Source organism: Archangium sp., from assembly GCF_057119385.1.
The window spans coordinates 1-19,925 of the sequence record NZ_DBNGVP010000129.1; the positions used below are offsets into that span (position 1 = coordinate 1).

The 19,925-nt window shown below is 66.4% G+C and carries 24 protein-coding genes and 2 pseudogenes; 14 read left to right on the top strand and 12 right to left on the bottom strand.

What is annotated here, in order from left to right:
* Positions 1–122: 122 nt before the first annotated feature.
* The gene (locus tag AC16DP_RS31540; RefSeq protein WP_329727801.1) at positions 123–746 is read right to left on the bottom strand and encodes a transposase; all 624 of its coding nucleotides are present in this window, start codon (positions 744–746) and stop codon (positions 123–125) included.
* Positions 747–861: 115 nt separating this feature from the next.
* Here AC16DP_RS31540 and AC16DP_RS31545 point away from each other — a divergent pair.
* A pseudogene (locus tag AC16DP_RS31545) lies at positions 862–1,208 on the top strand (YncE family protein); the annotation flags it as partial.
* Between the two features lie 194 nt (positions 1,209–1,402).
* Here the strand turns inward: AC16DP_RS31545 and AC16DP_RS31550 are convergent.
* The 3 genes from AC16DP_RS31550 to AC16DP_RS31560 form a co-directional block, all read right to left on the bottom strand.
* Complete coding sequence (locus AC16DP_RS31550; protein WP_329727779.1) at positions 1,403–2,026, bottom strand: LamG domain-containing protein; 624 nt, start codon at positions 2,024–2,026, stop codon at positions 1,403–1,405.
* Positions 2,027–2,320: 294 nt separating this feature from the next.
* Positions 2,321–4,015, bottom strand: a complete 1,695-nt coding sequence (locus AC16DP_RS31555) for a metallophosphoesterase (RefSeq protein ID WP_329727780.1) — start codon at positions 4,013–4,015, stop codon at positions 2,321–2,323.
* A 403-nt stretch (positions 4,016–4,418) separates the two neighbouring features.
* The gene (locus tag AC16DP_RS31560; protein WP_329727781.1) at positions 4,419–4,805 is read right to left on the bottom strand and encodes a protein kinase domain-containing protein; all 387 of its coding nucleotides are present in this window, start codon (positions 4,803–4,805) and stop codon (positions 4,419–4,421) included.
* A 138-nt stretch (positions 4,806–4,943) separates the two neighbouring features.
* Here AC16DP_RS31560 and AC16DP_RS31565 point away from each other — a divergent pair.
* From AC16DP_RS31565 to AC16DP_RS31600, 8 genes and pseudogenes are all read left to right on the top strand, one after another.
* Positions 4,944–5,370: pseudogene (locus AC16DP_RS31565) on the top strand (NUDIX hydrolase).
* 52 nt (positions 5,371–5,422) lie between these two features.
* Complete coding sequence (locus AC16DP_RS31570; protein ID WP_329727782.1) at positions 5,423–5,593, top strand: hypothetical protein; 171 nt, start codon at positions 5,423–5,425, stop codon at positions 5,591–5,593.
* Positions 5,594–5,595: 2 nt separating this feature from the next.
* On the top strand, positions 5,596–6,096 hold the full coding sequence (locus AC16DP_RS31575; RefSeq protein WP_329727783.1) for a VOC family protein: 501 nt from the start codon (positions 5,596–5,598) through the stop codon (positions 6,094–6,096).
* Positions 6,097–6,147: 51 nt separating this feature from the next.
* Positions 6,148–6,813, top strand: coding sequence for a dihydrofolate reductase family protein (locus AC16DP_RS31580; RefSeq protein ID WP_329727784.1), 666 nt, complete (start codon positions 6,148–6,150; stop codon positions 6,811–6,813).
* Positions 6,813–7,001 (top strand): hypothetical protein, encoded by a 189-nt coding sequence (locus AC16DP_RS31585; protein ID WP_329727785.1) that lies wholly within the window; start codon positions 6,813–6,815, stop codon positions 6,999–7,001. Before AC16DP_RS31580 ends, AC16DP_RS31585 begins: the two co-directional genes overlap by 1 nt.
* A complete protein-coding gene (locus AC16DP_RS31590; protein WP_329727786.1) occupies positions 6,991–7,557 on the top strand; it encodes a hypothetical protein in 567 nt (188 codons plus the stop codon). The genes AC16DP_RS31585 and AC16DP_RS31590 overlap by 11 nt, the downstream gene beginning before the upstream one ends.
* On the top strand, positions 7,551–8,120 hold the full coding sequence (locus AC16DP_RS31595; protein ID WP_329727787.1) for a DUF2380 domain-containing protein: 570 nt from the start codon (positions 7,551–7,553) through the stop codon (positions 8,118–8,120). Before AC16DP_RS31590 ends, AC16DP_RS31595 begins: the two co-directional genes overlap by 7 nt.
* Positions 8,117–8,587, top strand: a complete 471-nt coding sequence (locus AC16DP_RS31600; protein WP_329727788.1) for an NUDIX hydrolase — start codon at positions 8,117–8,119, stop codon at positions 8,585–8,587. The genes AC16DP_RS31595 and AC16DP_RS31600 overlap by 4 nt, the downstream gene beginning before the upstream one ends.
* A gap of 84 nt (positions 8,588–8,671) precedes the next feature.
* Here AC16DP_RS31600 and AC16DP_RS31605 read toward each other — a convergent pair whose 3' ends face one another.
* The 4 genes from AC16DP_RS31605 to AC16DP_RS31620 all read right to left on the bottom strand — a co-directional run bounded on the left by AC16DP_RS31605 (position 8,672) and on the right by AC16DP_RS31620 (position 12,896).
* Positions 8,672–8,851, bottom strand: coding sequence for a hypothetical protein (locus tag AC16DP_RS31605; protein ID WP_329727789.1), 180 nt, complete (start codon positions 8,849–8,851; stop codon positions 8,672–8,674).
* A gap of 263 nt (positions 8,852–9,114) precedes the next feature.
* A complete protein-coding gene (locus AC16DP_RS31610) occupies positions 9,115–9,993 on the bottom strand; it encodes a hypothetical protein (protein ID WP_329727790.1) in 879 nt (292 codons plus the stop codon).
* A 926-nt stretch (positions 9,994–10,919) separates the two neighbouring features.
* Complete coding sequence (locus tag AC16DP_RS31615) at positions 10,920–11,522, bottom strand: transposase zinc-binding domain-containing protein (RefSeq protein ID WP_349257906.1); 603 nt, start codon at positions 11,520–11,522, stop codon at positions 10,920–10,922.
* A gap of 186 nt (positions 11,523–11,708) precedes the next feature.
* Positions 11,709–12,896 (bottom strand): cytochrome P450, encoded by a 1,188-nt coding sequence (locus AC16DP_RS31620; protein WP_329727791.1) that lies wholly within the window; start codon positions 12,894–12,896, stop codon positions 11,709–11,711.
* Positions 12,897–13,204: 308 nt separating this feature from the next.
* Here AC16DP_RS31620 and AC16DP_RS31625 point away from each other — a divergent pair, with 308 nt between their 5' ends.
* Both AC16DP_RS31625 and AC16DP_RS31630 read left to right on the top strand, forming a co-directional pair.
* Positions 13,205–14,137: a hypothetical protein gene (locus tag AC16DP_RS31625; RefSeq protein ID WP_329727792.1), complete on the top strand. Its 933-nt coding sequence runs from the start codon at positions 13,205–13,207 to the stop codon at positions 14,135–14,137.
* Between the two features lie 23 nt (positions 14,138–14,160).
* A complete protein-coding gene (locus AC16DP_RS31630) occupies positions 14,161–15,390 on the top strand; it encodes a hypothetical protein (protein WP_329727793.1) in 1,230 nt (409 codons plus the stop codon).
* A 171-nt stretch (positions 15,391–15,561) separates the two neighbouring features.
* On the opposite strand, the gene AC16DP_RS31635 is transcribed toward AC16DP_RS31630, so the two are convergent.
* Both AC16DP_RS31635 and AC16DP_RS31640 read right to left on the bottom strand, forming a co-directional pair.
* On the bottom strand, positions 15,562–15,693 hold the full coding sequence (locus AC16DP_RS31635; protein ID WP_329727794.1) for a hypothetical protein: 132 nt from the start codon (positions 15,691–15,693) through the stop codon (positions 15,562–15,564).
* Positions 15,694–15,751: 58 nt separating this feature from the next.
* The gene (locus AC16DP_RS31640) at positions 15,752–16,909 is read right to left on the bottom strand and encodes an SMP-30/gluconolactonase/LRE family protein (RefSeq protein WP_329727795.1); all 1,158 of its coding nucleotides are present in this window, start codon (positions 16,907–16,909) and stop codon (positions 15,752–15,754) included.
* A 58-nt stretch (positions 16,910–16,967) separates the two neighbouring features.
* Between AC16DP_RS31640 and AC16DP_RS31645 the strand changes: the two genes are divergently transcribed.
* Positions 16,968–17,891, top strand: coding sequence for a LysR family transcriptional regulator (locus AC16DP_RS31645; RefSeq protein WP_329727796.1), 924 nt, complete (start codon positions 16,968–16,970; stop codon positions 17,889–17,891).
* 142 nt (positions 17,892–18,033) lie between these two features.
* Here the strand turns inward: AC16DP_RS31645 and AC16DP_RS31650 are convergent, their stop codons facing one another.
* Entirely contained in the window at positions 18,034–18,285 is a 252-nt protein-coding gene (locus tag AC16DP_RS31650; protein WP_329727797.1) for an anti-sigma factor family protein, read from the bottom strand.
* 5 nt (positions 18,286–18,290) lie between these two features.
* A complete protein-coding gene (locus AC16DP_RS31655; protein WP_329727798.1) occupies positions 18,291–18,935 on the bottom strand; it encodes an RNA polymerase sigma factor in 645 nt (214 codons plus the stop codon).
* 168 nt (positions 18,936–19,103) lie between these two features.
* On the opposite strand from AC16DP_RS31655, the gene AC16DP_RS31660 reads away from it, so the two are divergent.
* A complete protein-coding gene (locus tag AC16DP_RS31660) occupies positions 19,104–19,613 on the top strand; it encodes a DM13 domain-containing protein (protein ID WP_329727799.1) in 510 nt (169 codons plus the stop codon).
* Entirely contained in the window at positions 19,610–19,756 is a 147-nt protein-coding gene (locus AC16DP_RS31665; protein ID WP_329727800.1) for a hypothetical protein, read from the top strand. The genes AC16DP_RS31660 and AC16DP_RS31665 overlap by 4 nt, the downstream gene beginning before the upstream one ends.
* Positions 19,757–19,925: the final 169 nt, after the last annotated feature.

Sequence of the window (19,925 nt, forward strand, 5' to 3'; positions counted from 1 at the left end):
GTGGTGCGGCCGGCCTTGGACTTCGTCCTGCACTGGAGCCGCTGGCGACGCCGCCATCAGGCCATCGCCAAACGCTGCCATTACCGACGCAGAGACCCTCGCGCCAAAGTCCCACTGTAGTACTAGGGCGCCACGCTCGCCTCCTCCTCTGCTGCTTGGGGGACCAGAAATGGCCGCAGTCGCGCGCCTGGAGCGAAGACGCCATGGAACCTCGTGAGGTTTGCCCGAGGCGGAGGCACCAGGGACGCCACACGCCGTAACAGTTCCAGCCCGGTGAAGAGCAGGTGCGTCGTACCGTCCGGCAGCGGGCGCTTCATTTGGTAGGCGATGCGGCCATCCTCCGCTCGTGACAAACGCTCCAGCGCCAGTGCACCGCGCGCCCCGTAGCGGCCTGGCCGCTCCAGACCCTGCCTGTCGTTGGCGTGCAGGTGCGTGTTGGCGTGCAGGGAGAAGCCCTCCAGGAAGGCGCATCGGGGCTGCTTTCGGGGAGGGGGCCGCACGTCCACCTCCGTCCAGCGCAGCCGCCGCTGCGGGGAGTGCGCCTGGTACACCTGCAGTGCATCCTCGGGGCCTTGCGCGGGCAGGGCTCCTCTTTTCTCCAGCAGGCGCAGCACCCGGTGGCGCACGACCTTCAGCAGCCGCTCCACCTCGCCTTGCGTGGGCGGCGGCAACGGCTCGAAGCGCACGCCGCCCTCCCGCGGCACGAAGACACCGTCCGGCACCAGCGCGTGGAAGTGCGGAGTCACCTGCAAGGCGGAGCCGAAACATCCGTCAGCATGGACAGCGTGTGTGACGGGTTCGAGCGCGCGGAGTGGGCACAGGCGTCGGAGACCGGGTTGAGCGTCAAGTGGAACAGCGCCACCGGCCGGTGGGGTGCAGGGCCGTCCCTTCCTGTACGACGCGAACTTCTCCTCCGCCAACGGCGAGTCGTCCTGCGCCAGCTGCCACATCTTCGGAGACAAGGACGAGCTCGCCTGGGACCTGGGCAACCCGGATGACGAGGTGGCCACCAACCCCATCGACAAGCGCCTCGCGAGCGCCCTGGAGATCGGCGCGTTCGATCTGTTCACCGGCCACCCGGGCTCGCCCATCAACGGGGCGCCATGCACTGGCGGGGTGACCGCTCCAACGGCTTCTTCGGCGTCGATACGAACGATGAGGCCACGTCCTTCAAGAACTTCATCGTGGCGTTCGAGGGGCTGCTCGGCTGGCCAGCAAGGCGGGCCAGGAGGTGACCTTCACCGCGGTTCCGCCGGGCTCTGGCGTGCGCATCGCGCTCGACCGCAACCGGGACGGCAAGCTCGACGGCCAGTAGCAGGCGCTGCTGCACGTCAGGCTCCGCCTCCGGTCCTGCCGGAGGCGGGGGCCATTCGAAGCCGGGAGGGGGCCCGCTACGCCCGACCTACTCGCCGGGCCACCAGTCGTCGTGCTCGAAGTTCTTGCAGGCCCCGAAGCGGCCGCTGTTGAAGATGCTCTGGATCTCCGTGGAGGACAGCGCCCGCTTGTAGAGAGAGAACTCGTCCATGCCCATCTTGATGGAGCCCGAGTTGCTCAGCGAGCTCCGGCCAAAGCGCAGAGGGGCGGTATTCGTCAGGTCTCCACTGCGCGCCAAGGGGCTGAAGGTCCCCGCCGGCTGCCCATCCACGTAGAAGTTGATACCCGTCGACGAAACGCGATTCACCGTGACAGCGACATGATGCCAGTGGTCGTCGTTGGGAATGGCGATCGTGGACACCCAGTTGGTATACCCACCATCCGCGAGCTGGAGGACCATCTTCCGGCTCTGGAGTGCGATGTGATAGCCGCGGTACGGAGACATCATCCGCTTGTCCAGCAACGAATAGCTGAGCGTGTAGGCCTCTGCGCTGGACAGCCGGCCCCACCCCTCGAAAGAGAGGTTGGTGGTACCGAAGTTCAGGCTGGAATGGTTCGGCACCTCGACGTAGTCATCCACTCCATCGAGCTGCCACGCCCTCCGCACCCATCCATCGACGAAGAGGACTCCGTTGGCGGGGATGGCATACACCGTGGCGTCTGGTGCAACACCGCGTACCAGCGCCAGACGGCTTGCGCGACGCCGCCCGGCGGCTCGGCGCGGATCCGCTGCGATGGCGTGGCGAGGTCCGGTGCGCCCCCGGGCCCGGTACGGGACTCCTCGGAGGCGCCACGGCCCAGCACGGGGTGGATGCGTTCTTCATCCAGCCTCCGATAAGGATTGAGTCGTGGAAGCGCCCGGTGCGGAGGCTGGCGAACGGCGCTGGCGTACGTGCCAGCCCCCGCTGGGCTTCGCGCGCGATTGGGATTCCGGGGAGGCCGCGCTTCAGCGCAGATCGTACACGTACTCGTAGTAGCGCGAGCAGCCGGTGCAGACGTCGAAGATGCCGTTGAGGTTGCTGGCGGCGTAGAAGGTGTTGTTGTACTTCACCCGCAGGCTCCCGCCCCCGAACTGGTCGACGGCCATCACCCACACATACATCTTCCCGTTGACGAACCGGGTGACGAGGAACGTGCCGTAGTGGGCGGAGCCGCTGGTGAAGACGGGCATCCGCCTCCCATCGGAATAGGGCCCGGTCTCCGTGTAGCGCCCGTAGGTTTCATGCCAGTGGCCGGCGAAGAGGGCCGTGACGGGGTAGTCGTTGAGGATGCTGGTGAAGGCGGAGTTGCCCGCATCCGCGCCGTAGTCGTGCATGTTCAGGATGATCTTCTTGCCCCGGCTCACGGCGTTGGACACGTCGTTGCGCAGCCAGCTGATGGCGGAGTTGATCGTGAAGTAGTCCTGCCGGGCCGAGCTGTAGTTCCAGCCGCTCCAGCTCGTCGCGTAGCTGGGGAAGTTGTTGAGCTGGACGAAGTGGACGTTGCCGATCTCCCAGGAGTAGCCCAGGCTGCCGCTGTGGTCCCGCCGGTTGTTGGGGAAGCTGTAGTAGGTGCCGCTCTGGGAATAGTCGAACGAGAGGGGGTTGAGCGTGGCGGCCTGGTCCTTGAGGTACCAGACCATGGTGGACGCGCAGCCATTCTGGTAGCAGTCGTTGACGTTGTTCTGGTAGTCGTGGTTGCCCAGACCCAGGTAGACGTTCATCTTCAGGCCGTGCTCGTAGTAGGAGACGTAGTCACCCAGGTCCGGGCCTTGATCTCCGAACTCGGTGAGGTCTCCGTTGACGACGGTGCCGCCGAACCGGTAGTCGCCCAGGTAGCTCTTCACGGTGTTGATGGCGTTGGTGAGCCGGGCGTTGTACAGCCGTCCGATGTCCTCGTCCGAGTACCCGGCGAAGAGGCTCCGCTCCTGCGCGCACAGGCTGCTGGAGCTGTCGTCCGAACAGTAGCCCCAGGAGAACTGCGGGTCCGAGGCGAAGATCATGAAGTAGTCGTCCATCCAGAAGTCGGACCACTCGAACGAGGAGATCATGTCGTTGTACAGGTCTCCGACCCAGGGCGTGTCGGAGTAGTAGGTCCTGGCAATTCCTGTCTGGCCGCCGTGCTGGAAGGCGCGCACGCGCATCCCCTTGGGGACGCGGAGCGAGGAGTACGCGTCGTTCTGGAAGGAACTCGAGCCTCCCTCACAGAACGCGTTGGAGTCTCCCCCATAATTGGTATCCGCGTAGGCGAAGAAGCAGAACTGCAAGCTTCCCGTGCTCGTCCGCACCGTGAAGTCGCCCTCCCGGCCATCGGAGTAGGTCGCGGCGACGACGAAGTAGTTGCCCGCGTTCAGGCTGAGTGTCAGCCGGCTGTTGACGCCGTCCCCGCTGTCATCGTCGGAGTAGACCTTGGGCGAGAAGGGGTTCGAGAAGTCCAGCACGTAGAGGTACGTGTCGACGCTGGCGGACTCGAGGTCGAACTGCACGGTGGATGCCTGGGGGAGCTTGAACAGGAAGTAGGGGTTCGCGGCGCTGGTGCTCTGGCCCGCGGAGCGGGTCCAACCACTCTTCTTCTCGGCCGCATGGGCCGCTCCGAGGGAGAGGAAGAGCGCGCCGAGCAGCACAAGCCCCAGGCGAGGGAGGGAGGGGAGCGGGAGGTTCATGGGGATCCTTGGTTGGAAGGAGTGGATTCATAGACCAGAACTGGAAAATTTTCATTGCTTGAAATAGTTGGAGTAGCAGGAATTCACGGAGCCTCTCCCCCTGAAGAGCCGCCAAGGCCACTGGTAGCGTGAAGCCCCCCGATTCCCAGAGGAGCACCATGAAGGAATACAAGGCCAGTACGCTCACCCGTGCATCCCCCGAGAAGATCTGGACCATCCTCGTCGGCGTATAGGCGGGAGAGAGGCCATGTGGAGGGTGAGGGCTGGAGCGCAGGTGCCTTGGCCCGAGCGGCTTGAGCCTCAACACCACGCGGCCTGGGGGGGCCTCGCGCCGGGGCCAGTCTCGCACCTGCAGTGGGCAGGCCCAGGTGCTCCACAATCGTTCTCACCCCTCCTGCTTCCTTCACGTACGCCAGCACTCGCCGCCTGCCTCCAGCACGAGGCCACCGCACCGGCGGGCACACGGGTTCTCCGTGAGGGCGTACTGCTCCAGCGTCATTCCCTCCACCCACTCCATGACGATGTAGAAGTAGCCCAGCTCTGGGTCCGGCCACCGCCCATACCCCAGCACCCGGACGATGTGGGGGTGCTTGAACTTCTGGAGCAGGGACACCTCCATGAGGCCCCACTCATCCAGCTCGCGGGCACGGAAGAACTTGAGGACGAAGAAGGGGCCCGCGCACTCGGCCTTGAAGACGAGTCCCTGTCCGCCATCGCCCAGCTTCTCCAGGAGGCGGTAGTTGCCAACACTGTTCCCGGACTCGGGCTGCTTGAACGGCGGAAGTTGCATGGAATGAGTCTACCTCCAAAGTTGGAGGGGAGCACGACCCGGCTCCCAGATAGGCTGAGTAAAGCCGAGAGTGAGGCAGGCCGGATGTTGACGCGGAATGAAGTCATACGCATCGTCGCAAAGAACATGAAGAGGGCGATGAGTGACGGAGGTGTCTGGCGGGGGAACATCAGGGCTCGCCTGTATGAGCGGGTCCGCGAGCGCGGTTACGATTCGCTCACCGCCTTCGCCGAGGCACGCCCTGCCGTCCCGCTGTACGTGCTGGCCGATGAGCTTGGCAAGGACGACGTCGCTGCGGTGCAGGTGTTCATTGGTGCGCGATGTGCTCGTACGAGAGCTCGCCGAGAGCCTCCCCGAAGGCTGGCCGGCTGTGATGGACGACGCCAACCGTTTCAAGGTCGCTGAGGCGCTCGGCTCTTGGTTTGCCTATACCCCAGAAACCCACCGGGAGCGCGCCGATCAGGTCATGGCAGCGCTCCGTGCCACGCCACCACCGCCCGGCTGGCGCCCGCTCGGCCCCGACGACGAGTTGCTCCTGGCGCTCCTTCCTGACGAGGAGGTATGAGTTTCGCCCCAAGCCGGACTTCTATCTGGCGCTGTTCGGCTGGACCAAGGGCATGACCATGCCGATGGACGAGATGGGCGACTATCAGTTCATCGAAGCCGGCGGCGTGGCCATCGGCGCGATCACGCAAGATGTTCAGGAAATACCAGGCGGGGAATTTGCCTTCACCGCCACCGACCCGAGCGGTGCAATGCTCGGCTTCGTAGGCCCGAAAGGAGCATGACCATGACGACCCATGACAAGGCGCTGATCTGCCTGTGGTACGAGAAGGACGCGGAAGCCGCCGCGCGCTTCTACGCCGGAATCTTCCCCGACACTTCGGTCGGCAAAGTCCACCATTCGCCGGCGGACAACCCGTCGGCCAAGAAAGGCGAGCCGCTCACGGTCGAGTTCACCGTGCTCGGCATCCCCTGCCTCGGCCTCAACGGCGGCCCGCACTTCAAGCAGAGCGAGGCGTTCTCCTTCCAGGTCATCACCGAGGACCAGGAGGAGACCGACCGCTACTGGAACGCCATCGTCGGCAACGGCGGGCAGGAAAGCATGTGCGGCTGGTGCAAGGACAAGTGGGGCGTCTCGTGGCAGATCACCCCGCGCTTCCTGGCCGAGGCGATGAACCAGGGCGACAGCGGACGGGCCAGGCGTATCTTCGAGGCGATGATGAAGATGAAGAAGATCGACATCGCCGCGCTCGAGGCCGCCGCCGACGCGGTTCCTGCGGAGGCCTGAACCGCATGCCTTCCCCTCCCGCTTGAGGGCGGGGCAAACGATGGAGCGACCATGCCACGGAAGATCATCGGCGCCGCCTTCCTCTCGCTCGACGGCGTCATGCAGGCGCCGGGCGGACCGAACGAGGACACCATGGGCGGCTTCGCCCATGGCGGCTGGCTGACCTCGGTGTTCGACGAGGATCTCGGCAGCAAGATCGACGAGTTGTTCGACCAGCCGTTCGACCTGCTGCTCGGTCGCCGGACCTACGAGATCTTCGCCGCCCACTGGCCGTTCATGCCGGACGACGATCCGATTGCCGCGACTTTCGCGCGCATCGACAAGTATGTGCTCACCCGCTCCGATGCGGCGCTCGAATGGAAGGGCAGCCATCGCCTGGCGGACCTCGATGCGCTGGCGGCGCTCAAGGCGGAGGATGGCCCGAACCTGGTGATCCAGGGCAGCTCGACGCTCTACCCCCAACTGCTCCGCCGCGGTCTGCTCGACCGGCTCGACCTGATGATCGCGCCCGTCGTGCTCGGCGGCGGCAAGCGGTTGTTCGGCGACGGCACGCCGCCGGGCGAGCTCCGACTGGTCGAGCACCGGCTGTCGCGCAACGGGATATCGATGGCGACCTACGAGCCGGCAGGGGAGCTGCGAACCGGCTCGTTCCAGGTGCCGGAGCCGAGCGAGCGCGAGCTCAGGCGGCGCGAGAAGATGGCGGACGGGACCTGGTGATGCTCGCGCTCTACGGCCACCCGTTCTCGTCCTACACCTGGAAGGCGCTGATCCCGCTCTACGCGAACGGGACCGCGTTCGAGCATCGGGTGGTCGGCAACTACCTGGCGCGCATGGAGGCCACCGGATTTGCGCTGCGCCTGGGGGCCTTCGCTTCCGTGGGCCTGGGGGTGGACCATGCGCGCTGAGTCGCCAGGATTGAGGTGGACGGGGCTGCTGCTCGCCCTGTCCCTGCTGTCCAATGCCTGTGCGTCGCTGACGTCACCACCCGGCCGGTGGACGCACCTGCGCTACACGCCACACGAGGCCGCCGCGCCCGCATGGGCCGGAGACCCGGGCGAGGAGTCCGCGCCCGAGCCCGAGGGTCCACAGCGGCTGCACCGCCGCCAGGACGTGCGGGAGGCGGTGACGGCGGTGGGCCCTGGCGGCACGGAGGAGACTGCGCAGCAGAGCGCCCTGGCGGCCCACCTGGCGGTTCGCGGTGCCCTGCTCGACGTGACGGGCTCCACCCGCGACCTCTCCGGGGAGCTGTCCAGGTTGCGCAAGAGTCACTGGGGCATCGCCGGCAAGGCCGCTGGCCTCTTCGTGCCCTCCATCGAGTATGGCCAGAGCCAGTTGCGGTGGTTGGACGCCGAGCTCGCCGCCGCCACCCGGCTGGCCCACGCCGCCGCGGAGGTGGAGGACCCGGACATGCAGCGGGCCCTGCTGCGTCTGGCGGGCCCACGGTCGGGGTGGGCATGGTGATGGGCAACAACGGCGTGATGATGGGCACGCGCATTGTCGTCTCCGCCGAGTGGGTGGAGATGATGCAACGGCTGGTGCGCGAGGGCGTCCTCTCGCTGCCCGCCATCAGCGCCGCGGTGCGGATCCAGGCCAGCCAGATGATGATGGCGCACGGCGAGCTGCCGCGCGGCGTGCGCGAGGCGCTCGGCGACGGGCCCGAGGTGCGGGGCATGCGCGTGACGGACAGCGCGGGGGCCGGCATGGCCGAGCCCCCGCGGCACCACGTCCTGCCCAAGGAGTTCCGCGAGTGGTTCGAGAAACGCGGCTTCACGGGCGACATGGACATCGACCAGTTCTGCGTCAAGCTGGAGCAGGCTCACCACCAGGCCATCCACGGCGGGGGCGACTGGAAGCTGGGCCGCACATGGCCCGGTGAATGGAACCGGATGGTCATGAAGGCGCTGTATGATGCCGAGACCAGAGCTGGCCGGATGTTGACGCGCAATGCGATCTTGAGAATTGTCGCAAACAACATGAAACGCTACAGGAGCCCGATGAATTTCGTCCCGTGGAGAGGACCATGAGCGACGGACGTGCCTGGCAGGGCAACATCAAGGCGCGCCTGTATGAGCGGGTCCGCAAGCGCGGCTACGACTCGCTCACCGCCTTCGCCGAGGCGCGTCCCACCGCTTCGCTGGTGGAACTGGCGGACGAGCTTGGCCCTGATGACATCGCGGCAGTGCAGGTGTTCAGCGGGTTGGTTGCCGAGGCGGAGCGAAGCGGAAAGGTCTCGCGTCTGGTGCGCGGGCAACTCGTGCGCGAACTGGCCGAAGCACTCCCAAACGGCTGGCCGGCCGTGCTGGATGACGAAGCCCGTTTCGCTGTCGCCGAGGCGCTCGGCCTCTGGTCTGCCTACACCCCTGAAACTCATGAGGAGCGTGTCAGGAAGGCCGGCGATGCGCTCCTCGCCACCCCACCGCCGCCAGGCTGGCGTCCGCTGGGCCCTGACGACGAGTTGCTGCTCACGCTCCTGCCCGACGAGGAGGTCTGATTCTCCGCCGTTCCTCCAAGAGAGAGCGCGACGACGGACGAGACAGAGGGTCCGGGCGAGCCCAGCGGATAGGGCAGTCGACGGCTACTGAGGAAACGTCACGTTGCCGAGGGTGACGGTGCGCTGGCGCTCCGCGTCCCACAGGACGAGGGTATAGGAGCCCCGAGCCTCCTTCTGCGTGGCGAGCAACTCCACCACGACGCGGCCCTGCTTGCCCTCCTCTCCTGGCGCAGCCAGGAGGATGGGCATGCTCACGAGCTTCATCCGGTGAGCTCTTCCCGCTCGACGCCATCGCCTTGCCGCACGAGGCCTTCCAGGGGGCTCCCGCCTCGCCTCCCTCTTGCCTGCGTGAGGCCGCCTCGACCGTCAGGACTCCTCCTCCGCTTGACGCCATGCACGCAGCGGGCCGCCACTCTCCTGGGTGATGGCACGTTGCCGTCCCATCACTCGCCGTGGCACACCACCACCGGCGCGATGCCCATCAACCAACTCGCCCACGCGTCCATCAACAATCCTGCGCGGTAACACTAGCGCCCCGAGCGCGGTCGTAGAGGCGGCAGGGGAGTATCTGCGTTTGCGAGCACGTACTTGTAGACGTCGCCGTCGGCGTTGCTGATGCCGCAGATCAGAAAGAGTGCCCCGAAGCACCCCTCTGTCTCGGACAACTTGAAAGGGGACAGAATGTGCTGATTGCTCCCAATCCGCTCTAGTTCCTCGTCGTCGTTGACAATGCAGATCTCGTAGACCCAGCCCACCGTTCCTGCAGGAAGCGTCGCAAACTTTTTCGCCGCCTTCCTCTCGGCACGAGTCATCCCATTCTTGTGGATAGCCTCGGGCGTATCCCCCGAGACTGCATGCCAAGCCTCAAGGTCCAGCAAGTAGTCCTGTCCCTTGGTCCGGAACTGGATGTCCGCTGACTTCCCCCCTTCCCCGATAGGCGCCTCAAACTCGCGGACGTCCGCGCCGACACTTCGTAACCGAATGGCATGATTTGCGTGGGCGATCACTGACCACATGCTGGGGTCTTTCTCATCCCACGGAGCGTTCCAGAGCGGATTTAGCACCTTCTGGAGGCCTCTCGTGTTCGCGAACATGGCCACGAAAACGTCAATCTCTGTGAGCATCTGACGAGCAACGCTCTTCGCTGCTGGATGCGCCTCTGGATGCCCGGCGAGGAACAACGCAAGGGGTAGGTTGATGTTGTGCAGGAATCGGCTGGTGCGCTTCCCCTCGAAATCGAGCGATTGTTCCCTCTTCACGCTCGTTCGCGGGTATTCCTGCGGCAGCAACTCCCTAAGGTGCGGACATACCGCAAGCCCGCGCTTTATGTTCAAATAGAACTCCTCGTCGTCGGGCAATGATGCGCTCATTTTGGCGTCGGCCTTTCTGCGTTCGAGGACCCTCATCTGGGCTTCTTCCGGGGATACGCCGGGGTACGATCCCGTCAAATTCGCGTGCACGCCGGTTCGTGTCCTTGTTGCTCTGGCGGACACAGCACCCCCACAGCATCCCGCTCGGCTTCCGAGTGCTCCACCCGGGCAGTCAGGTAGCGTATCCGGGCCCCCTCCGACCCATCAAGGCCCCTCTGGGCTTCCTGTAGTGCCCACTCCGCCCGCTGGAGTCTCGTCTCGCCGCTTGCTGCTGCCTGTTCCCACCCAAGGACCCACCTCCCAGAATTTGGACTCAGATTTTTCCGGGGACATACGAGCCCCCCTCGAAGCCGAGATTTCCCCCGTGCCCCCGGGGGTTCACGTGAGTACGCATCAGGCTCCCACCCCATCCAAGGGAAGGCCCCTGGGAGGCGCCAGGAACGACGCGAGCCGGGGACCGGGCGGGGGCCCCAAAGGGGAGACCGGAACGAGGGCCTGAAGCAGGGGCTTTCGCGCCTCTTCAGGTCAGGCTCACTGCCTCACCGAGTTCCGATAACAGGTGCCGCAGCGCTTCTGCCAACGGTTCTCCACCTTGCCTGCCACAGCTCTCACATGGCTGCTGCGTATAGGCGGGATAGAGGCCATGTTGAGGGTGAGGGCTGGAGCGCAGGTGCCGAGGAGGACCGCTGACAGGGGCCGTCCGAGCAGAGAGCCAAGCGGGTGGACAGGCCGCGCAGCCCCTTGAGGTACACGACTGTCCAGGCCGCGCTCCCATGGGGTGCGTGGCTGGGGGCGGGCTCTCTTGGCCCGGGCGGCTTGAGCCTCAACACCACGCGGCCTGGGGGGGCCTCGCGCCGGGGCCAGCCTCGCACCTGCCGTGGGCAGGCCCAGGTGCTCCAGAATCGCGCGCACCCCTGCCGCTTCCTTCACGTACACCAGCACTCGCCGCCTGCCTCCACACCTCACGCAGGCCAACACCTCCACCGCGAAGGTCCTTCGTAGACACCGTCCGGCACCAGCGAGTGGAAGTGCGGAGTCACCTGCAAGGCGGAGCCGAAGAACTGGATGAACGACACGGCCCCGGCCTGCCCACCGCGCAGGCCCTGCCGCCGTGCCCTTCGGCACTGCAGGGCAAACACTGCGCGCAGGAAGACGGTGAGGACGTCCGAGAGCAGTCCCACGTCCTTGAGCAGCACCCACCGGACCCGGTGCGGAAAAGACAGCGTCCACTGCCGGAAGGGCACGTGCGGCAGCACCTGCTCCACCAGGTGCATCGCCGTCACATGCGCCCGCTTCGCACCACAGGAGGGGCACACCCCTCGTCCCTTGCACGAGAAGGCGACGAGCAGTTCGTCCTTGCAACTCTCGCAGCGCACCCGCGCGAAGCCATGCGCCAGCACTCCGCATTCCAGGTACCTGGCGAAGTCCTGCTCCACATACCGGGGCAGGCCGCGCCCTACCTCGCTGGCTTCCGCCAGCAATGTGGCCAGGTTCTCCCGCACCGCCTCATACAGCACCGTCCCCTCCGGCTGCCTTCGCCGGTACGCCCACCCGTGCGTTCCCACCTACCCCTCCCCAGCCACACCTCGCCAGGGCACACGCTACCGTTCGCCTCCCACGGGCCCCCGTGGAGCCCCTGCCTGCTTGTGGCATCGGGGCCTATGAGAGCAAGCTACAGCAGACCCGCGCTGGAGGCGGCAGGTTCGATACCCGCCGCCTCCCCTCCGCGACGCCTTCCTCCCAGAGGGGGTTCAACCGCCGGCAGGGACGTACCGGAGCGGCAGTGCGACGGGCCCGCGCGTCGTGAGCGCGCACTGGTATTGAATGGTCCCCGGCATCCGCTCCACCCGCTGGAAGCGCGCGAGCACCGTCTCCAGGACGATCCGCACCTCCATCCGAGCAAGCATCGCACCCAGACAGAAATGAGCGCCTTGTCCGAACGCGAGGCCGCCCTGGGCGCCCCGGTTCAGGTCGAAGCGATCCGGCTCCGGAAATTTCCGCTCGTCTCGATTGGCGGAGGACATGAGCGGGAACACCATCGAGCCTCGCGGAATGGTCACCCCCGCGAGCGTGACGTCGTCGGCCGCGATCCGGGGAACCCCCGGCGCCACGCCGTCGTAGCGGAGCATCTCCTCGATGAACGACGGAATCAGCGAGGGCTCGGCCCGCAGGCGGGCCATCATCTCGGGATGGTCGGCGAGGAAGAGGAGCGAGTTGCCGAGGAGGTTCGTGGTGGACTCCAGTCCGGCGATCAAGAGAAGGATGAGGAAGTCCTTGAGCTCCACGTCCGTCAACCGCTGTCCCTCCACCTCCGCGCGCAGCAGCTCGCTCACCGTGTCGTCCGAGGGCGCGCGGCGCCGCTCTTCGAGCACCTTCTCCACATACGCGGTCAGCTTCGCGATGGTGCCGCGAATGCGCTCGGCGGCCTCGGGAGACGCGGGGGTGGGAGTGATCGCGACGATGTCATCGGACCACTGCTTGAAATAGGGAAGGAGCTGGTAATCGAGCCCGAGGAGCTCGCTGATGACATACGCGGGCACGGGCAACGCCAGCGTCTGGATGAAGTCAGCCCCGTCCACGAGACCGCTCGCGAGCCGCTCGGCGGTGGCCCGCACACGGGGCTCCAGGCGGGCGAGGGTGGGGGGGCCGAACGCACGCAGCAACAGCGCACGCAGCCGCGTGTGCTGCGGCGGATCCCGGGTAATCATTGAATTGGCCATCGGGTTGTAGCCCACCCAGGCCGGCTGCCACGCCACCGTGAAACCCGACGACGAGAAGAGGGACGGGTTCTTGAGAACGAAGAGCACGTCCTCATAGCGGGACACCGCCCACATGCCATGCGGCTCGACCTGACACACCGGGCTCAGGCGCCGCAGCTCCGCGTAATAGGGATAGGGATTCGCGAGAACTTCGGGTGACATCAAATTGATGGGAGTCATGGTGTCTCCTTGGGATGGACCCCAGAAGGGTGTCCGGCGTCACCGCCGTGCGCGTTCGCCGGACCGCAGCGCGTAGACGCGGACATAGTCGAACTCGGCGGTGAAGTCGCCGGAGACGGTGTCAAAGGACTCGAAACGAGGGCCGGAGACGGTGTCCGGAGACGGTGTCAAAGGACTCGAAACGAGGGGGGCGAGGGAGAACGAGACCTGACGTGGACGGGTGAACCCACTGGTCTCCGAGTCTTTCCGAGGAGTTGCGGTTGGCCCGAGGGGTGCAAAGTCCTCGCGATTGTAAGGAGGGGAAGGGGATGGGCTGGCCGCTGAGAATGTTCCAGGAGGAGGGCTACTACTTCGTGACGTCCCGGTGTTTCCAGGGACGGCTGCTGCTGCGACCCAGCGCGGAGGTGAACGAGGTGGTGGGAGGCGTGCTGGCAAAAGCCGTCCAGCACAGCGCCGGCAACGTCCGGCTGCATGCCTTCACCTTCGCCTCCAACCATTTCCACCTGCTGGTGTGGGCCCGAGGCGCGGCGCTCGCCGGCTTCATGCAATACCTGCGAGCCAACCTCTCCAAGAAGGTGGGGCGGTGGGTGGACTGGAGTGGAGGCTTCTGGGAGAGACGCTACTCAGCGGAGCCGGTGCTGGACGACGCGGCGCTGGTGGGGAGGTTGCGCTACGTGCTGGCCCATGGAGTGAAGGAGGGCCTGGTGGAGAAGAGTGCCGAGTGGCCGGGACTCACGTGTCTGGCGCAGTTGCTGGGGCCGGCGAGGCGAGTGTTCCAGTGGTTCAACTGGACGAAGCGCTGGAGCAAGAGTGGGAGCGAGGACAGGGGCGCGGGGGAGGGGCGATTCGCCGAGGAAATCGCCGAGCCGGTGGAGTTGGAGGTGGCGCCGCTGCCGTGCTGGGAAGGGTTGGGGGAGGAGGAGAGGCAGAGAGCGGTGCGGGGACTGGTGGAGGGGGTGGAAGCGGAGGCTCGTGCACGGAACACGCCTGTGTTGGGGGCGCGAGCTGTGAGGGCACAGCACCCGCATACCCGGCCCGAGCACCTCGAGCGCAGCCCGCGGCCGTTGGGGCATGCATCGACGCGCCAGGCGTTGACGGAATTGCGTGAGCGGTACCGGGCCTTCGTCGCGGCGTTCCGAGAGGCGGCGGCTCGGTGGATGCGAGGGGATTTCTCGGCCAGCTTTCCGCTCTTCTCTTTTCCGCCGCGTGTCGTGCCAGCTCGACTCACTCGATTTCTCTGACACCCTTTCTGGAAATAGATAGAGTGCATCGCATCATGCACTTGCTCGCCGTGTTGCTCGCCGCAGCCGTCCTCCAGGCTGCGCCTGGGGACAAACTCTTCGTCCAGGCTTCTGCTCTCAACTTGCGCGCGAAACCCAATGCCCGCGCTACCATTCTGAGGCAGGTGCCCATCAGGACGATGTGCTCGGTCGTCTCATTGGGTCCGGAGGGGTGGGTGGAACTCGAGTGTTTCCGGTCGCGAGGCTTCGGGAAGCTCGAGCTGCTCGACACCACGGCGCCGACGGCTGGGCGGTTGCTCGAGGCGAGCAAGGCGCCGGGCCTTCCGCTCTCCGAGTCGCTGAACCTGCTACAACGTGCTGTCACACTCGGAAACGGAACAGAAGAGGTGCGGAGGGCGTTTCGCGACCAGTTCTGGAATGCGGAGTTCGACCGGCTCGTGCGCGCACGTGAAGCGAATGACATCATGAAGTCCGCCCAGGTCGTGAGTTGGCCTGAGGACTGTGGGCGCCCGGACTGGTGCGTCAAAGCGGCGCTCCGGTCCCCGTTCGACGGCATCTGGAATGAGGTCCGTGTACAAGGAAGTGATGTGCTGCACGCGCGTCTCTTCGAGGATGGGCTTCTCTGGTTGCGCTCGGGGAGGCTCGACACCGACAACCGCACCGTGACCATACAACTGGAATCCCTGACCGTGCCGGACGGTGAAGTGCTGTTGGCACTCGGAGCGGCGGGAAGAATGAGGGATGCGTGTCGCGCTCCCATTGACGGGGTCGACGGAACGCTCTGCGGGTACAGTGACAACGATTATACCAACGGCATGTCATGCCCGGCTCAAGCCAGTGTGTGCATGCAGCCCGCGGTGGGCCGCTGCGATGAATGCAAGACCGCCTGTGCGAGCCCCTGCGGCGATTGTCGGCTCAAGTGTGGAACGCAGAATCGTGAGGAGTGTGTGAGGGGCTGTCTGGAAGCCACGCGCTCATGCGAAAAGCTATGTCAGGACAAACTCGATGACGCATACACATCCTGCAGCGCCAAAGAGGAGGTTTGCAGCAACGCACTGTCAGAGAAGATGAACCGTACGTGTGGTGCGGCCTGCACGCAGGTGGACGAGTGCGTCTCCTCACGCTTCAAGCAAAACCCTGGCGTCCCGCGCGGCATGTGGGACAAGCAGGGAAGTCAGATCATCATGAGCTGCGCCGCCCAATTGTCCAAGAGTTGCCAGCACTGGTGCCTCGATAAGTACCAGGAACACTGAGCAGGCGACCGGTCGCCGAGGACGGGGGTCCGAGGACGGGTGTCCGAGGACGGGTGTCCGAGGACGGGTGTCAGACGATTCGTAGGGACAACGAGTTCTTTAAAACACCCTCCCGGGCGTGTCGTGCCGGCTCGCCTCGCTCGAAGTCTCTGACACCCTTTCCGGCTCGACTCACTTGAATTCTCTGACACCCTTTCTGCCAAAGGAGGCGCTCTCCGCGTAGGCGGCCATCACCTCCTCGGCCGTCCAGTGGCGCGAAATCCAGATGGAGAGGGCGAGCCCGTGAAAGTGCCAGTTCAGCATGGGGGCTCGCTCGTGCGGAATCCCTGCTGGCGCAACCCGGGGGACGGGCGAACCGGGTTCAACCCGGACCGAGGTGGAAGCGATAGATGCGGTAGGGTTTGCCCGCCCGGAGCCGCTCGGGCTCCGGCGGGCGCAGCAGCGGATCGATGTACGAGGGGATGCCGCTGTCCGTGAAGAGCACGTCGCCATTGGCGGCGAGATGGACCCCATCCGCCCAGACGACCTGCCCCAGCCGCACGAGCGTCTCGAGGTGGCCCGCGGTGTCGACCCGGGCCACCCCGCCGTTCTCGACGTCCGTGATGAGAATGCTCCCGTCGGGCGCCACCTCGATTCCATCGCTCAACGGCTTCGGGCCCACCTTCTCCACGCCGCGGGCGAGCTCGCCAGGGGACAGACGGGCGTCGAGCAGGTGCGCCGTGCGCACCCGGTACAACGTGTCATGGCTCATCGTCGCGAAGTAGAGCCAGTCGCCGTCCGCGCTCAGCGCGAGGCCATCCACGCCCACCTGGAACGAGAGCAACCCGAAGCCGATGCGATAGGGCCCCGAATGCGTGCGGATGACCCAGTCCTGCGGCTGGGTCGATGGATCTCCAGCCAGCACCTCGCGTGCCGACCACGTCTCCACGTCGACCACCAGGAGCGATGCGGGGGTGAACCGGAAGGCGCCGGTGTCGGCGAGGAACAGCGTCCTGCCATCCGGCGAGACGCGGAGATCCTGTGCGAAACGGCCCACCCCCGGTGGCAGCTCGCGATCGAGCACCTTCCGGTTCGACGCGAGGTCGTACGCGATGATGCGCGTCTTCTCCCGCTCCAGCGTGGCTGGCGACGTGAGCCAGAGGTGGTTGCGCGTGTCGACCGTCATGCCGAACACGAAGCGGAGGTCCTGCTGCGATGCCGCGTCCGGAAAGGGCCGGGGCTCGCCGCCGACGAGCTCGAACAGGTACGCGTCCGTGAAGCGATGGGATTGGGAGAACGGGTGCGTGTTGAAGAAGATCCGGCCATCCCGCGAGCCCGTCACGTTGCCCGGGGGCAGCTCCAGCTCCACCAGCACCCGCACGTCCTGCTCCGCCACGAGCGGCTTCGTGCTCACGTCCGGATAGGGCTGTCCGAGGCCATGGCGGAGCTTGACGAAGGCCAGCGCGAGCAGGACGGCGGTGACGAGGACCAGGGCGGCCCGGCCAAGGAAGCGGTACGGGTTTCGGCGTTCGCGTTTCATGGGGCACTACCCTACGCGCGAAGCTGCTCACGCGTTCATCGATGGATATGATGTGGACATGAATGAGATCGATGGTTCGAAGATCGATCTGAACCTGCTCTCCGTGCTCCACGCGCTGCTCTCCGAAGGGAGCGTGACACGCGCGGCCCGCCGTCTCGGTGTCGGCCAGCCCGCCACGAGCCACGCGCTCGGCCGTCTGCGCGAGCTGTTCGCGGATCCGCTGTTCGTTCGAGCGGGCCGGCAGCTCGTGCCCACGCCGCGCGCCGAGGCCCTGCGAGAGCCTCTGGCGCGGCTGCTCTCGGAGGCGTCGAGGCTGGTGCGGCACGAGACGCTCTTCGAGCCGCTGCACACCTCCCGGTCCTTCTTGCTCGTGTGTCCCGACCTGCTCGCCCCGGTGGTGCCGAGGCTCGTCATGAAGCTCGGCGCCGAGGCCCCGAAGGCGCGGTTGGAGGTGGTGCTCCCGCGCCCCGATGACGCGCGCGCTCTCGAGGAGGGCCGCGTGGACCTGGTGCTCGTGCCGACCCCTCGCGAGGGGCCGGGGCTCGTTCAACGTGGGCTCGGAGCGGTGCGGTTCGTCGTGGTGGCGCGCAGGGGCCATCCGCTCGCCCGAGCGCGCAAGCTCACCCGCGCGGGCTGGGCCTCGCACCCGCACGTCCTCGTCCGCACCGGGCACGGGGGCACCCACCTCGTCGGCACCGAGCTGGAGCGTGCGCGGTTCCAGCGGAGGATTGGACTCGTCGTTCCCACGTTCCTGTCCGCGCTGGTGGCCGTCGCCGAGACCGACCTCTTCTTCACGGCGCCGCGAGAGCTCGTCTCGCCCCTCGTGGAGCGCTTCGGGTTGACGCTCCTCGACGTCCCCATCCCCCTGGCGGCCGTGCCCGTCTCCGCGGTGTGGCACGAGCGCTTCCACACCGAGCCCGCGGCGAGGTTCTTTCGTGAGCTCGTGCTCGGGGAGCTCACGGCCGTCCTACGAGGCCGATGACGGGGGCGCGGCGAAGGCAAGCCGGAACGGTGTCAAAGGACTCGTTCCGACATCTCGCCCCTGACGAATCGTCTGACTCTGACACCGCTGCGCGGCGAGGCGAGGGTTCCCTCTTTTCCGCCGCGTGTCGTGCCGGGGCGCGTCACTCGAATTCTCTGACACCCTTTCCGCTCCAGGCGCGGTAGTGCTCGAGCAGCGCCTTCCTCACCTGGGGCGGTGGAGGCTCCTCGGGCAGCTTCCCGAGCGTGGCGATGGTCACCCGCATCTGCCGCACATACCGGCGGCAGTGCGGGCACACCGCCAGGTGACACCGGAACGCCACCCGCTGCCTCCACTCCATCTGTCCCTCGAGATACCGGGTGACCAACTCCGTGACTTGCTGGCACGTCAGCATGGGCCTCACCTCGCTTCCCCGAAGCGTTCCTCCAGCGCCCGGCGCAGCTTCGCCCGGCCCCGGTGGAGCAGCACCCGCTGGTTGGACTCGCTGAGCTGGAGAAGCTCACGGACCTCCTCCGCCTCCAGCCCCTCCACGTCTCGCAGCGTCACCACCGCACGCTGGTTGGCTGGCAACCGCGCCAGGACCTCCTCGATACACTCCATCGCCTCGCCTCGCAGCACCAGGGCCTCCGGGCTCTCCACTCCCCAGGGTGAAGGTGGTACCGCCCACATCCCCGCGGCAGTGAAGCGCCCGGGTTCCTCCACCGGCGCTTCCTCGGCGGGCCCCAGCGCCGAGAAGGGCAGGCTCCGCCCCTCCTTCGCCGCCCGGCTGCGCGCCCGGTTCAGCAGGATGTGGAACATCCAGGTCTTCAACGAGCAGCGCCCCTCGAAGCCCGCCAGGCCGTCGAGGATCGCCAGCCAGGTGTCCTGGACGGTCTCCTCGGCCACCGAGCGGCTGCCCACCAGGGGGAGGGCCAGGCGCAGGAGCCGGAAGTGGTACGTGTCCACCAGCCTCGCAAAAGCCGCCTCGTCCCTCCTCAACAGGCGTTGAACGAGCTCCTGGTCACTGTCACTCCCGAGCCACGCTGTCTCTCCAAGCGTGCGCATCTCCGACCCCCCGGTCCATGCGCTTCTGGTTCACGAGATGGCCTCGCTCTTCCTCGGGCTGTAACGCGTGGCCTCGAACGAAGACATCTCCTTCAGAAGGTACGAGGCGCTGTCCCGGTCCGCAGGCAATACAGCCCGCTCCGAGGACGGCGAACGCAGGGAGTCCCTATGAGCAAGCAGACAATGAGAGGCGCCCGGATGCTCCTGGTCGCGGTGAGCGCGCTGGGGGTGAGCACGCCCGTCTGGGCACGGCAGGACACGGCGATGAAGCACGGGGAGATGTCCCAGCACGGGGAGATGTCCCAGCACGAGGAGGGCCCCACGCGGCTGCGCTCCGGGCTCTTCAAGGGACTGGCGCATGAGACGTCCGGCTCGGCCAGCGTGTACCAGCTTCCGGATGGACGGAGAGTGCTCCGCCTGGAGGAGCTCCACACGTCCAACGGGCCCGACCTGCACGTCTACCTGGTGGAAGGGGATGACGCCTCGGACGATGCGGCCATCCAGGCGGGCCGCTTCGTGTCGCTGGGGGCACTCAAGGGGAACATCGGCAACCAGAATTACGAGCTCCCCGCGAACCTCGACCTCGACCGGTACCGCTCGGTGAGCATCTGGTGCAAGCGCTTCGGGGTGAACTTCGCCGCGGCTCCACTGTCGGCCCGCTCCGGTGAGGCGTCATGAAGAGATGGCTCTGGTGGCTCCTGGCCATCGTGGCGCTGGTCAGCCTCTGGTTCCTCTTCCGGCCAGAGCGCCTCGTGATCGACGAGAAGGTGGACGAGCCGCTCTCATTCGAGCTTCGGGCAGCCCCTCGGCGAGCAGGCTGACCCTCACATTCCACACTCAGCCTCTCTTCCTGAACAGAACATCACAGCAAGGAGAGGCTGAACGTGGATGTCGCAATCTATTGGAGTGACGTCGTCGACGACTTGAATGCCCGTGATCACTCCGGGACTCCCATCCTGGCGGATCAGGCGGGGCCGACTCGGACCGCAC

Bases quoted from the DNA above. Each gene is read 5' to 3' on its own strand.
- AC16DP_RS31605 (WP_329727789.1), bottom strand. From the start codon at position 8,851: ATGAAGCTCGTGAGCATGCCCATCCTCCTGGCTGCGCCAGGAGAGGAG.
- AC16DP_RS31625 (WP_329727792.1), top strand. From the start codon at position 13,205: ATGGGCTGGCCGCTGAGAATGTTCCAGGAGGAGGGCTACTACTTCGTG.
- AC16DP_RS31640 (WP_329727795.1), bottom strand. From the start codon at position 16,909: ATGAAACGCGAACGCCGAAACCCGTACCGCTTCCTTGGCCGGGCCGCC.
- AC16DP_RS31635 (WP_329727794.1), bottom strand. From the start codon at position 15,693: ATGCTGAACTGGCACTTTCACGGGCTCGCCCTCTCCATCTGGATTTCG.
- AC16DP_RS31600 (WP_329727788.1), top strand. From the start codon at position 8,117: ATGAGCGACGGACGTGCCTGGCAGGGCAACATCAAGGCGCGCCTGTAT.
- AC16DP_RS31665 (WP_329727800.1), top strand. From the start codon at position 19,610: ATGAAGAGATGGCTCTGGTGGCTCCTGGCCATCGTGGCGCTGGTCAGC.
- AC16DP_RS31585 (WP_329727785.1), top strand. From the start codon at position 6,813: ATGCTCGCGCTCTACGGCCACCCGTTCTCGTCCTACACCTGGAAGGCG.
- AC16DP_RS31575 (WP_329727783.1), top strand. From the start codon at position 5,596: ATGACGACCCATGACAAGGCGCTGATCTGCCTGTGGTACGAGAAGGAC.
- AC16DP_RS31570 (WP_329727782.1), top strand. From the start codon at position 5,423: ATGACCATGCCGATGGACGAGATGGGCGACTATCAGTTCATCGAAGCC.
- AC16DP_RS31555 (WP_329727780.1), bottom strand. From the start codon at position 4,015: ATGAACCTCCCGCTCCCCTCCCTCCCTCGCCTGGGGCTTGTGCTGCTC.
- AC16DP_RS31620 (WP_329727791.1), bottom strand. From the start codon at position 12,896: ATGACTCCCATCAATTTGATGTCACCCGAAGTTCTCGCGAATCCCTAT.
- AC16DP_RS31560 (WP_329727781.1), bottom strand. From the start codon at position 4,805: ATGCAACTTCCGCCGTTCAAGCAGCCCGAGTCCGGGAACAGTGTTGGC.
- AC16DP_RS31645 (WP_329727796.1), top strand. From the start codon at position 16,968: ATGAATGAGATCGATGGTTCGAAGATCGATCTGAACCTGCTCTCCGTG.
- AC16DP_RS31660 (WP_329727799.1), top strand. From the start codon at position 19,104: ATGAGCAAGCAGACAATGAGAGGCGCCCGGATGCTCCTGGTCGCGGTG.
- AC16DP_RS31580 (WP_329727784.1), top strand. From the start codon at position 6,148: ATGCCACGGAAGATCATCGGCGCCGCCTTCCTCTCGCTCGACGGCGTC.
- AC16DP_RS31590 (WP_329727786.1), top strand. From the start codon at position 6,991: ATGCGCGCTGAGTCGCCAGGATTGAGGTGGACGGGGCTGCTGCTCGCC.
- AC16DP_RS31650 (WP_329727797.1), bottom strand. From the start codon at position 18,285: ATGCTGACGTGCCAGCAAGTCACGGAGTTGGTCACCCGGTATCTCGAG.
- AC16DP_RS31610 (WP_329727790.1), bottom strand. From the start codon at position 9,993: ATGAGGGTCCTCGAACGCAGAAAGGCCGACGCCAAAATGAGCGCATCA.
- AC16DP_RS31595 (WP_329727787.1), top strand. From the start codon at position 7,551: ATGGTGATGGGCAACAACGGCGTGATGATGGGCACGCGCATTGTCGTC.
- AC16DP_RS31655 (WP_329727798.1), bottom strand. From the start codon at position 18,935: ATGCGCACGCTTGGAGAGACAGCGTGGCTCGGGAGTGACAGTGACCAG.